16 protein-coding genes, 1 tRNA gene and 1 pseudogene are annotated in these 16,866 nt (G+C 71.6%); 7 read left to right on the top strand and 11 right to left on the bottom strand.

Annotated elements, in window-relative coordinates; translation table 11 throughout:
* Positions 1–17: 17 nt before the first annotated feature.
* The 11 genes and pseudogenes from AOM05_RS01765 to AOM05_RS01720 all read right to left on the bottom strand — a co-directional run bounded on the left by AOM05_RS01765 (position 18) and on the right by AOM05_RS01720 (position 8,953).
* On the bottom strand, positions 18–839 hold the full coding sequence (locus AOM05_RS01765) for an alpha/beta hydrolase (protein ID WP_062518916.1): 822 nt from the start codon (positions 837–839) through the stop codon (positions 18–20).
* A gap of 26 nt (positions 840–865) precedes the next feature.
* The gene (locus tag AOM05_RS01760; RefSeq protein WP_062518914.1) at positions 866–1,690 is read right to left on the bottom strand and encodes an alpha/beta fold hydrolase; all 825 of its coding nucleotides are present in this window, start codon (positions 1,688–1,690) and stop codon (positions 866–868) included.
* Between the two features lie 105 nt (positions 1,691–1,795).
* A complete protein-coding gene (locus AOM05_RS01755) occupies positions 1,796–4,519 on the bottom strand; it encodes a helix-turn-helix transcriptional regulator (RefSeq protein WP_082097174.1) in 2,724 nt (907 codons plus the stop codon).
* A gap of 72 nt (positions 4,520–4,591) precedes the next feature.
* Entirely contained in the window at positions 4,592–5,035 is a 444-nt protein-coding gene (locus AOM05_RS01750) for a VOC family protein (RefSeq protein ID WP_062518910.1), read from the bottom strand.
* A gap of 12 nt (positions 5,036–5,047) precedes the next feature.
* A complete protein-coding gene (locus tag AOM05_RS14525; protein WP_062519609.1) occupies positions 5,048–5,407 on the bottom strand; it encodes a DUF2200 domain-containing protein in 360 nt (119 codons plus the stop codon).
* Positions 5,408–5,548: 141 nt separating this feature from the next.
* Positions 5,549–6,076, bottom strand: a pseudogene (locus AOM05_RS14520) (DUF998 domain-containing protein); the annotation flags it as partial.
* A 525-nt stretch (positions 6,077–6,601) separates the two neighbouring features.
* Positions 6,602–6,877, bottom strand: a complete 276-nt coding sequence (locus AOM05_RS01740) for a type II toxin-antitoxin system RelE family toxin (RefSeq protein WP_062518908.1) — start codon at positions 6,875–6,877, stop codon at positions 6,602–6,604.
* Positions 6,874–7,158 carry a type II toxin-antitoxin system Phd/YefM family antitoxin gene (locus tag AOM05_RS01735; RefSeq protein ID WP_062518905.1) on the bottom strand — a complete coding sequence of 95 codons (285 nt, stop codon included), beginning with the start codon at positions 7,156–7,158 and terminating at the stop codon, positions 6,874–6,876. Before AOM05_RS01735 ends, AOM05_RS01740 begins: the two co-directional genes overlap by 4 nt.
* Before the next feature lie 116 nt (positions 7,159–7,274).
* Positions 7,275–7,365 (bottom strand) — tRNA-Ser (locus AOM05_RS01730).
* 34 nt (positions 7,366–7,399) lie between these two features.
* Positions 7,400–8,497, bottom strand: coding sequence for an FUSC family protein (locus AOM05_RS01725; protein WP_156164988.1), 1,098 nt, complete (start codon positions 8,495–8,497; stop codon positions 7,400–7,402).
* Positions 8,498–8,953 (bottom strand): nucleoside deaminase, encoded by a 456-nt coding sequence (locus AOM05_RS01720; RefSeq protein ID WP_369401108.1) that lies wholly within the window; start codon positions 8,951–8,953, stop codon positions 8,498–8,500. It abuts the gene before it with no gap.
* 62 nt (positions 8,954–9,015) lie between these two features.
* Here AOM05_RS01720 and upp point away from each other — a divergent pair, with 62 nt between their 5' ends.
* The 7 genes from upp to AOM05_RS01690 all read left to right on the top strand — a co-directional run bounded on the left by upp (position 9,016) and on the right by AOM05_RS01690 (position 16,860).
* Complete coding sequence (gene upp, locus AOM05_RS01715; RefSeq protein ID WP_062518898.1) at positions 9,016–9,657, top strand: uracil phosphoribosyltransferase; 642 nt, start codon at positions 9,016–9,018, stop codon at positions 9,655–9,657.
* An 86-nt stretch (positions 9,658–9,743) separates the two neighbouring features.
* Entirely contained in the window at positions 9,744–9,884 is a 141-nt protein-coding gene (locus AOM05_RS14515) for a hypothetical protein (RefSeq protein ID WP_228373175.1), read from the top strand.
* A gap of 12 nt (positions 9,885–9,896) precedes the next feature.
* Positions 9,897–10,397, top strand: a complete 501-nt coding sequence (locus AOM05_RS01710) for a DUF5701 family protein (protein ID WP_228373174.1) — start codon at positions 9,897–9,899, stop codon at positions 10,395–10,397.
* A gap of 349 nt (positions 10,398–10,746) precedes the next feature.
* Positions 10,747–13,758: a ribonucleoside-diphosphate reductase subunit alpha gene (locus AOM05_RS01705; protein ID WP_228373173.1), complete on the top strand. Its 3,012-nt coding sequence runs from the start codon at positions 10,747–10,749 to the stop codon at positions 13,756–13,758.
* 28 nt (positions 13,759–13,786) lie between these two features.
* Entirely contained in the window at positions 13,787–14,776 is a 990-nt protein-coding gene (locus AOM05_RS01700) for a ribonucleotide-diphosphate reductase subunit beta (protein ID WP_062518896.1), read from the top strand.
* Between the two features lie 173 nt (positions 14,777–14,949).
* On the top strand, positions 14,950–16,200 hold the full coding sequence (locus AOM05_RS01695) for a multidrug effflux MFS transporter (RefSeq protein ID WP_369401107.1): 1,251 nt from the start codon (positions 14,950–14,952) through the stop codon (positions 16,198–16,200).
* Between the two features lie 51 nt (positions 16,201–16,251).
* Positions 16,252–16,860: a DJ-1/PfpI family protein gene (locus AOM05_RS01690; RefSeq protein WP_062518895.1), complete on the top strand. Its 609-nt coding sequence runs from the start codon at positions 16,252–16,254 to the stop codon at positions 16,858–16,860.
* The last annotated feature ends 6 nt before the right edge of the window (positions 16,861–16,866 follow it).

The raw sequence follows: 16,866 nt of genomic DNA, 5'->3' as shown, positions 1-16,866 counted from the left end.
TCCGCGCTACCGGGCCGTCAGGCCGCGGCGCGCACGCCGGTGGCGTGCTCCAGCGCCCAGTCGAGGGCGAGGTCCGCGACGGCCTCCCAGCCGGGTGCCGCGCAGGTCCAGTGGTCGCGGCCGGGGAACTCGTGGAAATCGGTCACCGCGGGCGACTTCCGCCAATGCTTCGCGTTGGACCTGTTCACGGCAGGCGGCATGATGTGGTCCTTCTCACCGGCGATGAACAGCAGCGGGGCGCGGTCCACGGAGTAGTCGACCCACGTCTCCTGGTGACCGGGGCGCCAGTTGGCGAGCAGGCCGTACGCCCACACCCAGTTGCCCGGCGCGGCGATCGCGTAGCGCTCCCACGCCTTGTCCGACTCCTCGCGCGTGAGCGTGTTGGTGAAGGCGTAGTGGAACTCCTCCTGGGTGAAGCCCACGGCGCGGCGGAAGTTCGCGGGGTTCTTGAGCGCGGGGAACAGCGAGCGCGCCTGCGACAGCGGGGTGACGCGGACGCCCTCGGGGGGCGCGGAGTCGATCGCGACGCCGGCGGCTCCCAGGCCGCGCGCGAGCAGGAGCTGGGTGAGCGCCCCGCCGAACGAGTGGCCCATGAGGATCGGCGGCGTCGGCAGCGCCTCGATCACGCTCGCGAGGTGGTCGACGGTGGCCGGCACGGACGCGGTCGCGATCGGGGTGTCGTCGGCGCGCAGCGCCTCCACCTCGACCTCGAAGCCGGGGTAGGCGGGCGTGACCACGGTGAGGCCGCGCCGCTCGAAGCGGTCGCGCCAGTGCTCCCAGCTGCGGGGGGTCATCCAGAGCCCGTGGATGAGGACCACGGTGTCAGGGGTGGCGGTCATGGCGGTGTCCTTGTCTGTGCGGGGATTCAGGAGTCGATGAACGCGAGCAGGTCCGCGTGGAGGCGCTCGCGATCCAGGTCGGGCAGGCCGTGGCTGCGGCCCTCGTAGACCAGGAGGGTGGCGTCCGCGATCAGCTCCGCGGACAGGCGTCCGCTGATGTCGATGGGGACGATCTGGTCGTCGTCGCCGTGGATGACCAGCGCGGGCACGTCGATCGCGGCGAGGTCGGGGTGGAAGTCCGTCGCCGAGAACGCGGCGATGCATTCGTACGCGTTGCGGGTGCCCGAGGCGAGGCCCTGGAGCCAGAAGGCGTCGCGGACGCCCTGCGGCACGTCGCCGGCGCGGTTGTGCCCGAAGAACGGGCCGTCGGCGAGGTCGCGGTACAGCTGCGAGCGGCTCGCGAGCTCGCCGGCGCGGATGCCGTCGAACACGTCGATGGGGAGCCCGCCCGGGTTGTCCTCGGTGCGGAGCATCAGCGGCGGCACCGCGGACACGAGCACCACCCTGGCCACGCGGGCGGAGCCGTGACGGCCCACGTAGCGCGCCACCTCGCCCCCGCCGGTCGAGTGGCCCACCAGCGTGAGATCGGTGAGGTCGAGATGGTCGATCAGGCACGCGAGGTCGTCGGCGTAGGTGTCCATCTCGTTGCCGTCCCACGTCTGGGTGGAGCGGCCGTGGCCGCGGCGATCGTGCGCGATGGCCCGGTGACCGTGCGAGGCGAGGAACAGCGCGGTCGCCTCCCACGCGTCGGCGTTGAGCGGCCAGCCGTGGCTGAGGAGCACCGGCGAGCCGCCGGCGCCCCAGTCCTTGTAGAAGATCTGCGCCCCGTCCTCGGTGGTGACGTACGGCATGGTGGCCTCCCTGGGTGTGGTGGGACCCCGTCAGGCTCGCGCCGGCGGGCGGCCGCGCGCACCACGCGTCGCGCGTAGTCCTGCGGGGGACGATGCGCGGGCGGACTACGCGTGGACGTCGCGGCCGGCGTCGGGAAGGCGCTCGGCGAGCTGGCGTCGGGACGTGACGCCCAGCTTCCTGAACACCTTGCGCAGGTGGTAGTCGACGGTGTTGGCGCTGATGAACAGGGCGGCGCCGATGTCCGCGTTGGTCGCGCCGCCGGCCGCCATGCGGGCGATGTGCGCCTCCTGCGCGCTCAGCGGGCCGTGGTCCCTGGGCTCGCCCGCGTCGACCGCCGCGCCGAGCGCGGCGAGCTCGCGGCGGGCCCGCTCCGCGAAGGCGTGGGCGTCGACGGCGGTGAAGCCGGCGAGCGCGAGGCGGAGCTGGTCGCGGGCGTCCGCGCGACGCCTCGCACGGCGCAGCCACTCGCCGTACAGGAGCTCGCCGCGCGCGCGGTCGCCGCGGTAGCCCTCCGCCGTAAGCAGCGCGAGCGAGGCGCGGTGGCGGGCCTCGGCGTGCGCGTCGTCGGCGAGCAGCGCCTCCGCGCGCAGAGCCATCGCGCGGATCCAGTCGCCCCCCGCGGCGTCCGCCACGCGGGCGAGCCACGCCCCGGCGCCGCGCGCCGCGGCGTCCTCCCCGCAGCGCGCTGCGGCCTCGACCAGCTCGGGCACGTGGTGGTGGCTGGCCTGGAGGTAGGGGCGCGACACCAGCTCGGCGAGGCGTGCGTACGCGGTCGCGTACTCGCCCGCCGCGATCTCCTGGATGGCGCGGGCGCCCGCCGTCATGCGGGCCACCCCGCCGAACCCTGCCGCGCGCATGCCCTGCTCCAGCTGCTCCGCCGCCTCGGCGGGCACCCCCTGCCAGACCAGCAGCGCGGCGTTCACCGTCTGCTCGTCGGCGTAGCCCAGCGATCGGCGCAGCTCCTGCGACTGCGCCATGTAGTCCGCAGCGAGGCGCGGGTTGGTGCGCGACAGCTCGAGCGCGCTCAGCACCCACAGCATCCCGTCGACGCTGCGCAGGTCCCCGCGCGCGCGGCAGGCGCGTGCGATGCGCCGCATCAGCGCGGAGGCGGCCTCGAAGTCGCACAGCCCGACGGCCGGGACCACCGCGTAGAACGCGAAGTCCGCGACCTCCCCGTCGGGCATCTCCTGGAGGCGCGTGAGCACGCTCCGGAGCCGCGGCGCGGCCGTCTCGTAGTCGTCGAGGGCCAGCGAGGCCGCGGCATCGAGCGCCGCGGCGACGGGTCCGGGTGCGTCGGCGGCGGCGCGCATGCGCGCCGCGAGCGCGGGGAGCGGCCACCCGGCGGCGCCGTCCTCGGTGCTGAGCGCGGAGTTGATCGCCTGCAGCAGCGCGCCCTGCTCCAGCCCGGGCGCGGCGCCCGCGAAGTCGTCGGCGGCGCCCACGTAGGTGGCCACCACCGCGTGCATGCGTGAGAGGTCCGTCAGGTACGCGGTGCACGCGGCCTCGGTCATGCGCATGACGCCGCGGGTGTGCGGGTCGAGCGCCCGCGCGTCGACGCGCGCGAGCAGCTGGCGCGTGAGGAGCCCGGCGCCCGCGCCGATCGCGGCCTGCGCCGCCATCACCAGGCGCCGCGCCTGGTCGCCCGGATCCGTGGACAGCTCGGCCGCGCGCGCGAGCAGGTGGGCCCGCGACGTCAGGCCGCCGCGCGCGCCCGCGGCGTCGGCGACGTGCTCGAGCTCCCCGGCCAGCGCATCGTCCATGCCCGCGCTCGCGGCGGCGCCGTGCCAGGCCGCGATCTCGGGGCGGCCCTGTGCCGCCGCCTGCGCGCGCAGAGCGGCGTGCGCCGCCCGGCGGTCGGCGTCGGGCGCGCCCGCGTAGACGGCCGAGCGGACCAGCGGGTGCCGGAAGCGCACGGCGTCGCGCACCTCGACCAGGCCCGCCAGCTCGGCGGGCGTCGAGGCGTCGCCCGCGAGCCCCGTCGCGGTCGCCGCTCCCCAGATCGCGGCGACGTCGCCGGTGGTCTCGGCGGCGGCGATCAGCAGCCACGTGCGGGCGGCCGGCGGCAGGGCGGCCGCGGCTTGCGAGTAGTGCGCCTCGAGCCGGTCGCCGACGGGGAGCGGCACGTGACCGAGCGCCGCGCTCGTGATCGCCTCGGCGGTCCACTGGGCGCCGAGGTCCGTCAGCGCGAGCGGGTTGCCGCCGGTGGCCGCGACCACGTCCGCCACCACGGTCGGGTCGATGTCGCCGTCGCGCGCGAGGAGCACGGCGGCATGGTTCTCGGCGAGGCCCGCGAGGGCGAGCGCGGGCACCCCGGCCAGCGCGCGCATCGTCTCCTCCTCGGGCCGCGCCGCGAAGATCAGGGCCACCGCCTCCGCGGACAGCCGCCTGGCGACGAATCCGAGGACGGCGAGCGACTCGCGATCCAGCCGGTGGGCGTCGTCGACGACGGCGACGGTGGGCTGCTCGTCGCCTGCGGCCGCGAGCATCGAGAGCATGCCCAGCCCCACCAGCGCGGGCTCCGGCGGCGGGCCCTGGTCCACGCCCGCGGCGGTGAGCAGCGCCGCGCGCTGCGCCGGGGGCAGCGCGTCGACCAGGTGGGCGAGCGGCCGGCTCAAACGCTGGAGGCCGGCGTACGGCATGGTGCTCTCCGCGGCGTACCCCGCCGCGCGCAGCACGCGCAGGCCGCGAGGCTCCGCGAGAGCCTCCTCGAGCAGCGTGGTCTTGCCCATGCCGGGGTCGCCGTGGACCACCAGCGCGGCGCCGTCCGCGTTGCGGGCGCGGGTGAGCAGCGCGTGGAGAGCCTCGAGCTCAGCCTCGCGCCCCAGCACCCTCCCCGATGCGTCGATGGCGCCACTGTAACCGAACCGTACAAATGGGAATAGTGCCTGGTGTGAAGGCGGCTACTCCTGCAGCGGCTGTGCCAGGGCGACGATGATCCCCTCGGGTCCGTGCAGGTAGCACAGGCGGTACGAATCGCCGTAGGTGACCACCTCGCGCACCACCGTCGCGCCCAGCTCCGCGAGGTCCGCGACGGTGGCGTCGACGTCGTCCACCGCGAACATCATGTTCGTGTAGCCGAGCGCGTTCGCGGGCGCCGGGTGCGGGTCCGGGCGGAGCGGCGCGGGGGTGTGGAAGCGCGCCAGCTCGACGCGGCCGTGGCCGTCGGGCGTGACCAGCACCGCGATCTCGCTCACGGTGCCGTCGAAGCCGACCACGCGGTCGACCCACCCGCCCTCCACCGTCTGGCGACCCTCCAGCGTCATGCCGAGCCGCTCGAAGAACACGATCGCGGCGTCGAGGTCCTCGACGTTGATGTTGACGTGGTCCAGGCGGATGATTGCCACGGTGCGCCGCGCCTACCCGACGGGTGCGCGCAGGATGGACGTCATCCGCTTGCCGCGCGCGACCTCGTCGACCAGCTTGTCCATCCAGCGGATCTGCTGCATGAGCGGGTCCTCGATCTCCTCGACGCGGATGCCGCAGATCACGCCCGTGATGAGGTCCGTGTGCGCGTTCATCGCGGGCGCCTGCGCGAAGAACTCCTCGAGCGTGCGCTCGTCCGCGATCGCCGCCGCGAGGCCCTCGTCCGTGTAGCCCGTCAGCCAGGTGAGGACGGTGTGGAGCTCCTCGACGGTGTGGCCCTTGCGCTCCACCTTGTTCACGTACTCGGGGTAGATGCGCGCGAACGGGAACGCGAAGATCCGGTGGCCGGCCACGTTGCCTCCTGGGGACGATGCGGGGGTGGGGTTCCCAGCCTGCGAGGGCTGGGCGGGGGTTGCGGTCGGGACGCCGGCGTGCGCGCCCGCCTGTGCCGTGTCCGCGTCGAGGGCGCCCACGTTGCGCTGGAACAGGATGATCCACGTGAACACCAGGACGCCGGCGACCAGTTCGACGGCCGTGAGCGTGTAGAAGCCCACCGCGAAGAAGACGGCGAGCACCGCGATCACGGCGACGAAGGCCCAGCCGACGGGGAGGAAGGCGCGCGAGATCCCCGGCACCCAGGTGCGCAGCTTGAACACCAGGACGCCGAACGCGACCGCCATGCCGCTGGCGACGCCCGTGTGGATCCAGAACATGTCGTCGACGTGGAAGATCCCGACGCAGGCGAGGAACACCCCTACGATCACGAGCGACAGCAGGACCCGGCGGCGGCCGTGCTCGGTGGCGGTGGGGATGCTGCGGGTCGCGGCGCGGGCGAGCACGGTCACCAGGAAGCCGGCGATGATCAGCGTGAGGTTGAACGCGAGCGAGGAGATGTCGGAGGAGATCCCGAGCGTGCTGAGGTTCTGCTCCCACCAGGCGGGATCGTTCGCGGTGAGCGCGCTCGCCAGGATCCCCTCGACCAGGAAGACGGCGAGGATGACCGCGAGCAGCTGCGGGCTCATCTGTGCGGCCGAGAGGAAGGAGACGTAGACGGTCACCGCGGCGGCGGCGCCGCTGAGTGCGAGGACCGGCAGCGGGAACACCGTTGCGCCCACGAACGCGTCCGAGAGGATCACCGCCACGAGCGTCCAGCTGAGCATCGCGATGATGCCGTGCGCCAAAGCGAGCGCGATCACGTCCAGCACGTCGAGCGTCCCGCGGATGCGCGGCTGCGCCCGCAGGTGGAGGACGTAGCGGCCGGCCGCGAAGGCGAGGGCGCCGGCGACGGCGCAGGCGAGCGCCGCGAACTGCCCCACCGAGCCGGGGCCGGAGATCGGAGCGTCGTCGAAGCCGAACACGGCGAGCGCGAGGAGGGCCACCGCCCCGAACGCCAGGGCGCCCAGCGCCGTGGCGGTGAGCTCGATCGAGGTGTTGAACCGCGAGCGCAGCGGGCCCCTCGGGCCGGTGTCCGTCATGCCTGCTTCCCTCCGCATCGCCGATACCTCGGAGACTACCCGCGGCGGTGCCGCCCGCGATGGGGTTCGTGGTCAGCGGCGTCGGTAGACGTCGCGGCGGTGCTCGATGGTGACGATCTCGATGATGATGCGGCCGTCATCGATCCGGTAGAGGACGCGGTAGTCGCCTCGGCGGGCCGAGTACAACGGTGCGAGCGGCTCCCGAAGCGGCTTGCCGACACGCCGGGGGTTGCTGGCGAGCGGCCCGACGATGAACTCGAATGCCGCCGCCGCGACCGCTTCGGGAAGGCCCGTCTCAAGGGCTCGTCGAGCCGTGCCGGTGAAGACGACCTGGTAAGCGCCGCTCACTCCGCGAGCCGGCCGCGCGCGACCATCGCCGCGCGCACCTCGTCGGCCGACGAGACGTCGCCGGCCTCGAGTTCGGCGAGCGCCGTGCGCAGCGCCGCCACCTCATCGGGGCTGCTGAGGACGTCCACCGTCTCGATCAGCGAGTCGTAGTCCTCCGCGCTCAGCAGCACCGCGACGCGTGACCCGTTGCGGGTGATCTCGAAGCGCTCGTGAGTGGTCGCAGCCGAGTCGATGTGCTTGCTCAATCCCGCGCGCGCGTCAGCAACCGAGAGAACCGTCATGTACCGAATTGTAGCGCGAATTGGGCGGTTCGCGGCGGTGTGGCCTGGGCGTGCCGCGAGCACAGCAAAAAGGGCCTGTTCCCCTGGATCTACCAGGAGGAACAGGCGCTCTTGTGTGGCGGTGACGGTGGGATTTGAACCCACGGTACGGGGTTACCGTACACAGCATTTCGAGTGCTGCACCTTCGGCCGCTCGGACACGTCACCGCGGAAGAGATTACCGGTAGGTGAACCGAAAAACCTAATCGGCCCTGTGGGGAGGGGCATGCCGGCCGGCCGCATCGGGCGGTGCCGGCGCGTGTAGCAGGGCCGTCGCTACCGCGAGGCCGGCGCCCAGGAGCGTGTCGAGGATCCTCTCGCCGGTCACGGCCAGGTCGCCCAGCTCCCCGGCGCTCGCGGTGACGATCACGAGGGCCATCGGGGTGACCGCGGTGACCGCGATCGCGTAGTGGCGGGAGATCGCGAGCTCGGTGATGAACTGAAGCGTGCCCAGCGTGAGAGCCAGCGCGAGCGGCGGCATGCCGGAGTAGGCGATCGCGAGGTAGACGCCCACGCCCGCGACCGTGCCCACGGCCCGGTGCAGACCCCGGGTGAGCGCGGGACCGCGCCCGGGCACCACCCCGATCACCACGACGCCCGCCGCGACGGTCCAGTACGCGCGGTCGGGGTCGACGTAGAGCAGGCTGAGCGCCGTGCCGAGCACCGCGACGATGGCGGTGCGCCACACCAGCTCGCGCGCCCCGCGATCCCAGTCCGGGCGGGCGAGCAGCACCGACAGCGGCCTCGGCCTCACCTGCCAGTGGACGCGCCTGATCAGCGGCGCGATGCTCGCCACCACGGCCCACGCGCAGCCCGCCGCGACCGTGAGCACCAGTGTCGTGGGTGGCAGCCCGCCGTTCACGGCGTGACCCGACATGCCGTAGACCAGGATGGGGAACAGCGGCCCCGGAGGGCCCAGGCGGTAGCCGTGCACCGCGATGCCGATCGCGACCGTGACGGCCACGAGCCCGAGCGCCGAGAGCCACGGGTACGGCGCGAGCGCCGCGCCGAGCAGGCTCGTCAGCACCAGCACCAGGCCCGCGATCGGGCGCAGCCGCAGCCGCTCGAGCCGCGGCAGGGCCGCGAAGTAGGGCACTGTGAACGCGCCGGTCGCCGCGATCAGCCCCAGGTCCATCCGGCCCGCGGCGATGCCGATCACGATCGGCACGGTCATCACGATCGCGGCCTGCAGGGCGATGGGCCAGCGAGGCTCCTTCGCGGGGACGATGGTGCCGAGGCTCACCACCGCGCGCTTCATACCGTGGCGCCACACGTCGCGCCGGCGAGGTTCCTCGGTCATCTAGCGCCGGGCCTCGAAGAAATCGGTGAGCACCGCCGCGCATTCACGGCCGCGCACGCCAGACACCACCTCCACCTTCGAGCCGATCCGCGCGTCGCGCACCACGTCCCATTGCGACCCCGTCGCGCCCGCCTTCGCGTCCCATGCACCCAGCACCAGCCGCGTGATCCGCGCCTGCAGGATGGCCCCGGCGCACATGAGGCACGGCTCGAGGGTCACCACCAGGGTGCAGCCGTCGAGGCGCCAGGTCCCGAGGGACGATGCGGCGGCCCGGATCGCGACGATCTCGGCGTGGGCGCTGGGATCGCCGTCGACCTCGCGCAGGTTCCGGCCCTCGCCCAGGATGTCGCCGGCGGGGGACAGCACCACCGCGCCGACCGGCACGTCGCCGGCCCCGCCCGCCAGGCGGGCCTGCACGATCGCCCGTCCCATCGCATCGTCCCACCGGCCTGTCACCAGGCCAGGCTACCGGCGCATCGTCCCAGGCCCGAGGCCTGCGAAGGCGATACGCTCGGAGCATGCATCTGCACGTCGCGGACCACCCGCTCATCCGTCACAAGGTCACCGTGCTGCGCGACAAGCGCACCCCGTCGCCCACGTTCCGCCTGCTGGTGGACGAGCTCGTGACGCTGCTCGCGTACGAGGCGACGCGCGAGGTGCGCGTGGTCGAGTGCGAGGTCGAGACGCCGCTGGTCAAGGCGACGGGCACCAAGATCGCGGACCCGGCGCCGATCATCGTGCCGATCCTGCGCGCCGGCCTGGGCATGCTCGACGGCATGACCCGCCTGCTGCCGAGTGCCGAGGTGGGCTTCCTGGGCCTCAAGCGCGACGAGGAGACCCTCGAGGCGATCACGTACGCGAACCGCCTGCCCGACGACCTCACGGGCCGTCAGGTGTTCCTCATCGACCCGATGCTCGCGACCGGCGGCTCGCTGGTGGCCGCGATCGAGTACGTGCTCGAGCGCGGCGCGACCGACGTCACCTGCGTGTGCCTCCTGGCCGCGCCCGAGGGCATCCAGCACGTCCAGGACAAGGTGGGCGACCGCGCCGACGTGTCCGTGGTGGTCGCGCAGGTCGACGAGCGGCTCAACGAGAACGGGTACATCGTGCCGGGCCTGGGCGACGCGGGCGACCGGCTCTACGGGATCGTCGACCTGTAGGGCGGCCCGCGATCGGGCGGGGAACCTTGACGCGCGGCGAGGCGTTCGGACCCTGCCCGCCGTACCTCCACGTCAGGAGTCGCCCCATGACAGCATCGTCGCTCGCCTTCGGCCCGTCCCTGCCGGCGCTGACGCGCCAGGCCGAGATCCTCATCGACCGGGGCCTCGCGGCTCAGGCGGGGATCTCGCCCGACCTGCTGCGCTCCATCGCGCGGGACGATGCGTGAGAGGGCCTGCTGGTGCTGTCGCCCGTCGCGCTCCCCCCGTCGGCGCTCGCCCCGCACCTGCGTCTCGGTGACCGCTTCGGCTTCGTGGTGGCCGACATGACGGACGTCGACGAGTTCGCGCCCATCGACGGCCTCGAGGTCCCCGAGGCGAACGCGTACGTGGTGCGTGGGATCGAGCGCGGCGACCGCATGGCGAACTGGTCGCCCGACGAGGCGCTGCCCGACATTCTCGCCGCGGGCCGCACTCCGCTCACGCTCACCGAGGGGATCCACTGGGTCCTGCAGCAGCCGGCCGCGCTCGAGCGCAACCGGTGCTTCATGACCATCGGCTCGCGCAAGGCGAAGGCGCGTGGCGGGCTGGACTCGCGCACGCCTGCCTTGTGGATCGGCAACGGCACGGGGCGGGACGGAGTCGCCAACCGGCACGCGCCCAAGGTGGGCTGGTGCTGGGCGGGCAACCGCCACACGTGGCTCGGGTTCGCGTCGGCGCTCTCCCGCGAGCCGCTGGGCTGACGGCCCGGGCGGCCGCGTTGTCAGACCCCGGTGAGATGCTCGAGAAGTGGTCCCGAACCGGCGGTCCCACAGTGTTCAACAGGCTGCGGCCGCTCGTCCACACGACACGCCGGTGAGTCCACAGGCTTTACACAAGGTTCTCCACAGAACCACAAGATGTAGCGGACAACGCAATAAGACGCCCCAATATCTTGTTGCACACGGGTGTAATTCGGCGTTATGTTCGAGGGGCGCCTCGAGCGACGACGCGGGTGGATCTTCCCGGAATCCGCCGCCACCCGAGCGCCACGTTCGACCATCCGGCGGGGTCCCCCACGAGGCCCGTCCGGAGACCATCGAGGGGAGCATCGTGACGATCACCGAGAACACCACGGGGGCCCTGACGGGCGGCACCGGCGCCGTCCCCGTCGTCGCTACCGGCATCCAGGTCACCAAGCGCGACGGCACGCGCGAGCCGTACAACGCGGACCGCATCAACAAGGCCATCGAGCGCGCCGCGGAAGGCCTGCCCGACCAGATCTCGATGACCACCCAGATCGCGACCGAGCTCGCGATCACGCTGTTCGACGGCATCACCACCGAGCAGCTCGACGAGGCCGCGATCGGCGTCGCCGTCCAGAACGTCAAGGACGACCCTCAGTTCGACATCGTCGCCTCGCGGCTGCTGCGCAAGGTGATCTACAAGCGCGTGCTCGGCGGCTACGACACCGAGCTCGAGCTCGCGCTGCTCCACCAGGCGCGCTTCCCCGGCTACATCCGCGACGCCGTCGAGGACGGACTGCTCGACACGCGCCTCACCGAGCTGTTCGACCTCGACGCCCTCGCGGCCGCGCTCGACCACACGCGTGACGACCTCATGAAGTACATCGGCACCGTCACCATGCGGAACCGCTACATGATCACGGACCGCCACGGCAAGGCGCTCGAGGTGCCTCAGTACTTCTGGATGCGCGTGTCCATGGGCCTCGCGCTCAACGAGGCGAACCCCACCGAGAAGGCGCTCGAGTTCTACGAGAAGATCTCGCGCCTCGACTACCTTCCGGCCGGCTCCACGCTGGTGAACGCCGGCACCTCCTACCCGCAGCTCTCCAACTGCTTCGTGATGCAGATGGAGGACGACATCGAGCACATCGCCAAGTCGGTGCGCGACGTCATGTGGCTGACCAAGGGCACCGGCGGCATCGGCCTGTCCGTCACCAAGCTGCGCTCCGAGGGCTCGCCCATCCGCTCGAACAACACCACGTCGACGGGCCCGATCCCGTTCATGCACACCATCGACTCGACGCTGCGCGCGGTCAGCCGCGGCGGCAAGAAGTTCGGCGCCTTGTGCTTCTACATGGAGAACTGGCACCTCGACTTCCACCAGTTCCTCGACCTGCGCCAGAACTCGGGCGACCCGTACCGCCGCACCCGCACCGCGAACACGGCCGTGTGGATCTCCGACGAGTTCATGAAGCGCGTCGAGGCGGACGCCGACTGGTACCTGTTCGACCCCGCCGAGACGCCAGACCTGGTCGAGCTCACCGGCTCCGCGTTCTCGGCGCGCTACGCCGAGTACGTCGCGCTCGCGGAGGCGGGCCGCATGCGCAGCTTCAAGAGGATGAAGGCGCGCGAGCAGTACAAGTCGATCCTCATCATGCTGCAGACCACGTCCCACCCGTGGCTCACGTGGAAGGACACCATCAACAACCGCGCCCTCAACACCAACACGGGCACCATCCACCTGTCGAACCTCTGCACCGAGATCTGCCTGCCGCAGGACCGCGAGAACATCGCCGTCTGCAACCTCGCCTCGGTCAACCTGCCCCAGCACCTCGTCGACGGCCGGATCGACTGGGACCGCATGAAGGACTCGGTGCGCCTCGCGGTCCGCCAGCTCGACAACCTCGTCGACATCACGCTGTCCTCGGTGCCCGAGTCGGAGTTCGCGAACCGCGAGAACCGCGCCATCGGCCTCGGCGTCATGGGCTTCACCGACATCACCGAGCGCCTGGGCCTGGCGTACGAGTCGGAGGAGGCGTACGAGCTCATCGACGAGATCGTCGAGTTCGTGTCCTTCCACGCGATCGACGCGTCCGCCGACCTCGCACGCGAGCGCGGCTCCTACAGCAACTTCGCCGGCTCCGGTTGGTCGCAGGGCAAGGTGCCGTTCGACACCATCGCCGAGACCGAGGCGGACCGCGGCGTCCCGATCGAGGTCGACCGCACCACGCGCCAGGACTGGGACACGCTGCGCGAGAAGGTGCGCGGCGGCATCCGCAACGCCACCCTCATGGCGGTCGCGCCCACCGCGTCGATCGGCCTCGTCGCCGGCGTCACCCCGGGCTTCGACCCGCAGTTCTCGCAGATCTTCTCCCGCGCCACCAGCTCGGGCAAGTTCCTCGAGGTCAACCGCAACCTGGTGAAGGACCTCCAGGAGCTCGGACTGTGGGAGGCCGTCCGCGACCGCCTGCTCGAGGTGCAGGGCGACCTGTCCCAGATCGACGAGGTCCCCCAGCACCTCAAGGACGTCTACAAGACGTCCTTCCAGCTCTCGCCGTACGCCTTCATCGAGGTCGCCGCGCGCGCCCAGAAGTGGATCGACCAGGCCATCAGCCGGAACATCTACCTCGAGGACCGCGACGTCGACAACATGATGGAGCTCTACGCCGCGGCGTGGAAGCGCGGCGTCAAGACCACCTACTACCTCCACATGAAGCCGCGCCACACCGCCGAGCAGTCGACCGTGCGCGTCAACAAGACCGAGAAGATCAACAGCACCGGCAACGCGTCCGGACGGCCCGCCGCCGGCGGATCCGCGGGCCCCGCCCGCAAGGGGTTCGGCGCGGCACGTCGCGGCTTCGGCGCCGCCAAGGCCATGGCCCCGGCAGTCCAGGGGGACGATGCCCCGGTGGCCTCTCCCGTCGAGCCGCCGGCCGCTGCGGTCGCCGCGCACGTCGCGATCCCCGCCGCCACCCCGCCGGCACCGGCGGAGTCCGCGGAGGCGCGACCCGTGACCCGCGGCTTCGGCGCGGTGAAGAAGTCCGAGCCGGCGGCGGTCACCACGCCGATCGCGACCGTCGAGACTGCCCCTGCCGCCCCCGTGACGGGTGCGGTCGCAGCGCCCGCGTCGGTGCTGTCCCAGGTCGCCGCCACGGCGTTCGCGTCCGCACCGCAGCGTCAGCCCGAGGTGCCGCCGGCCTCGCTTCCCGAGACCGCGGACGCCCCGACGTCGGCGGCCTTCGAGCCGGCCGCGGCCGCACCCGCGGGCGCGCCGCTGCTCAACGTCCTGGAGAGCATCGACGGGGACACCGAGATGGTGGGCGGCGTCGCTTGCCCGGTGGACCCGATGGAGCGCCTCCAGTGCGAGTCCTGCCAGTAAGCGCGTAGCAAGAGGAGATCTCTCAACGATGGGCATTCTCGGAAGCGGCGTGCAGGACGGCCTCCTGCTCAAGCCGATCACCTACCCCTGGGCCTACGACCTGTACAACCAGGCCGTCGCCAACACGTGGTTCCCCAATGAGATCCAGCTGGGCGAGGACCTCGCGGACTTCAAGAAGATGACCGACGAGGAGAAGCACGCCATCACCTACCTGATGTCGTACTTCAACCCGAACGAGCTGCTGGTGAACAAGGCGCTCGCGTTCGGCGTCTACCCCTACATCAACGCGCCGGAGGGCCACCTCTACCTCGCGAAGCAGATGTGGGAGGAGGCCAACCACTGCATGTCGTTCGAGTACGTCCTCGAGACGTTCCCGATCGACCGCGAGGCGGCCTACGAGTCCCACGTGACGGTGCCGTCCATGGCCGCCAAGGAGGAGTTCGAGGTGAAGTTCATCCGTCGCATGACGGAGGAGACCCTCGACATCACCACCACCGAGGGCAAGAAGGACTTCATCCGCAACCTCGTGGCGTACAACATCATCCTCGAGGGGATCTGGTTCTACTCCGGCTTCATGGTGGCGCTGAGCTTCCGCCAGCGGAACCTGCTGCGCAACTTCGGCTCTCTCATGGACTGGATCATCCGCGACGAGTCGCTGCACCTGCAGTTCGGCATCAACCTCATCCTCACCGTGCTCGAGGAGAACGAGGACCTGCAGGACCCGGAGTTCGCCGAGGAGATCCGCCAGATGATCCTGGGCGCCGTCGCGATGGAGGAGCAGTACAACCGCGACCTCCTGCCGAAGGGCATCCTGGGCCTCAACGCCGACTACGTGAACCAGTACGTCAAGTACCTGGCGGACCGTCGGCTCGAGGAGCTCGGCTTCGACGCGCACTACAACGTGTCGAACCCCGCCAAGTGGATGGCCACGGCCAACGACACCCTCCAGCTGGTCAACTTCTTCGAGGCCACCAACACCTCCTACGAGGTCAACGCGCAGGCGACCAAGAAGCAGTAGGAGACCGCACAACACCGCTATAGACACCTGTCCAGCAGCGGTTACCATTGCTGTAGACACACGAGACGCCCGGCGCTGAGCGATCGCTCAGCGCCGGGCGTCTCGTCGTGACCCACCCCCACACACCCCCCACCGCGCGCAGCCGCGCGCCTTCACAGAATGCAGGTCACCACGTGAGCGCCCCCGTCGACACCAAGCCGGTCATCGCCCCGAGCCCCGGGCTCGCGATGTCGCGCCGCCAGAAGCTGCTCTACGTGGTGGTGCTCGGCGCGCTGGTGGCCCTGGGCCCGTTCACCGTCGACATGTACCTGCCGGCGTTCCCCACGGTGGCGGCCGACCTCCAGGCGTCCGACGCCGCGATCCAGCTCACGCTCACCGCGACCACCATCGGCTTCGCCCTCGGCCAGCTGGTCGTGGGCCCGCTGTCCGACTCTCTCGGCCGCAAGCGCCCGCTCATCATCGCCACGGTGCTGCACATCCTCGCCTCGGTCGCGGTGGTGTTCGCGCCCACCGTCGAGTGGGTGATGGTCGGCCGCGTGCTCCAGGGCATCGGCGCCGCCGGCGGCGCGGTGGTCGCCATGGCGATGGTCCGCGACCTCTTCGCCGGGCAGGCGCTCATCCGCATGCTCGCGCGCATGGCGCTTGTGACGGGCCTCGCGCCCGTCATCGCGCCCGTCATCGGCTCCCAGCTGCTCAACTTCGTCGACTGGCGCGGCCTGTTCGTCGCGCTCGCGCTGTACGGCACCGCGGTGGTGCTGGTGGTCGGCGGCGTGATCAAGGAGACCATGCCCGTCGAGCGCCGTGGCGTCGCGTCGCTCAGCGCGACCCGTGCCCGCTACGCCCACCTGCTCGGCGACGCCTCGTTCGTCGGCATCGCCCTAGTCGGCGCGCTCACCTTCTCGGCGCTGTTCGCCTACCTGTCCGCGTCGTCGTTCGTGCTCCAGGACATCTTCGGCCTGAGCGCCCAGGAGTACGGCGTGGTGTTCGGCGTGAACTCGATCGGCCTCGTGATCGCGAACCAGGCCTCCGCGCGCCTCATGCGCGTCCTCGCTCCCCGCGCGGTCGCGACCGCCGGCCTCGCGATCATGCTCACCGGTGCGGTGCTGCTCATCGGCGGCGACCTGCTCGACCTGGGCCTGATCGGCGTGCTCGTGCCGCTGTTCTTCATCGTCGCGTCCGTCGGCATCATCATGCCCACGGTCCAGATCACCGCGCTCGCCAACCACGGCGCGGAGGCGGGCACCGCGGCGTCGCTCATCGGCGCGCTCAACTTCGGCATCGCGGGCGTGGTGTCTCCGATCGTGGGCGCGATGGGCGTCTCCGTCATGTCGATGGCGATCGTCATGATCGCGTGCCTCATCGCGGCGAACGCGATCTTCTGGATCGTGGTGCGCCCGCGTGTCCAGGCGACCGTCATCGTCTGATCACGGCCCCGCCGCGGGCGACCCCCGCATCGTCCTCGCTACCGTGAGGGTATGGCCACGCGCGCGCTCATCCTGCTGTACGACGGCTTCGACCTGATCGACGCCGGCGGCCCCTACGAGGTGCTCCTCACGGCGTCGCGGCTGCTGCAGCGGGAGGGCCGCGCGCCCGAGTTCGAGGTCACGCTCGCGACGCCCGGCGGCGGCGACGTCACCGCGTTCGGCGGGATGACGCTGACCCGGCTCGCGGACTCCGACGCCATCGACGCATGCGACATCCTGCTGGTGCCCGGCACCATCGACGTCGCCTGTGCGGTGGGGGACGGGGTGCTCATCGAGACCGTCGAGCGCCTCTCGAAGCGCGCGGGCATGGTCGCCTCGGTCTGCACGGGCGCCTTCCTGCTGGCCCGGGCGGGCCTGCTGGACGATGCGCCGGCCACCACCCACTTTGAGGACCTGGGCGACCTGGCGTCCTGCGGGGAGGTGGGTTCCGTGATCGCGGGCGTCCGGTGGGTGGACAACGGCCGGGTCCTCACGAGCGGCGGGCTCACGTCCGGCATGCACCTGGCGCTGCACCTGGTGGCGCGGATCGCATCGCCGGACCTCGCCGCCCGTACGGCGCACCAGCTCGACATGGACTGGAGCCCGAACCCCACGCGGTGAGCGCGG

The organism is Demequina silvatica, from assembly GCF_000971215.1.
GTDB classification, from domain to species: Bacteria; Actinomycetota; Actinomycetes; order Actinomycetales; family Demequinaceae; genus Demequina; species Demequina silvatica.
Note: the sequence above shows the minus strand (reverse complement) of the source record. Positions and strands in the feature narration are given on the sequence as shown.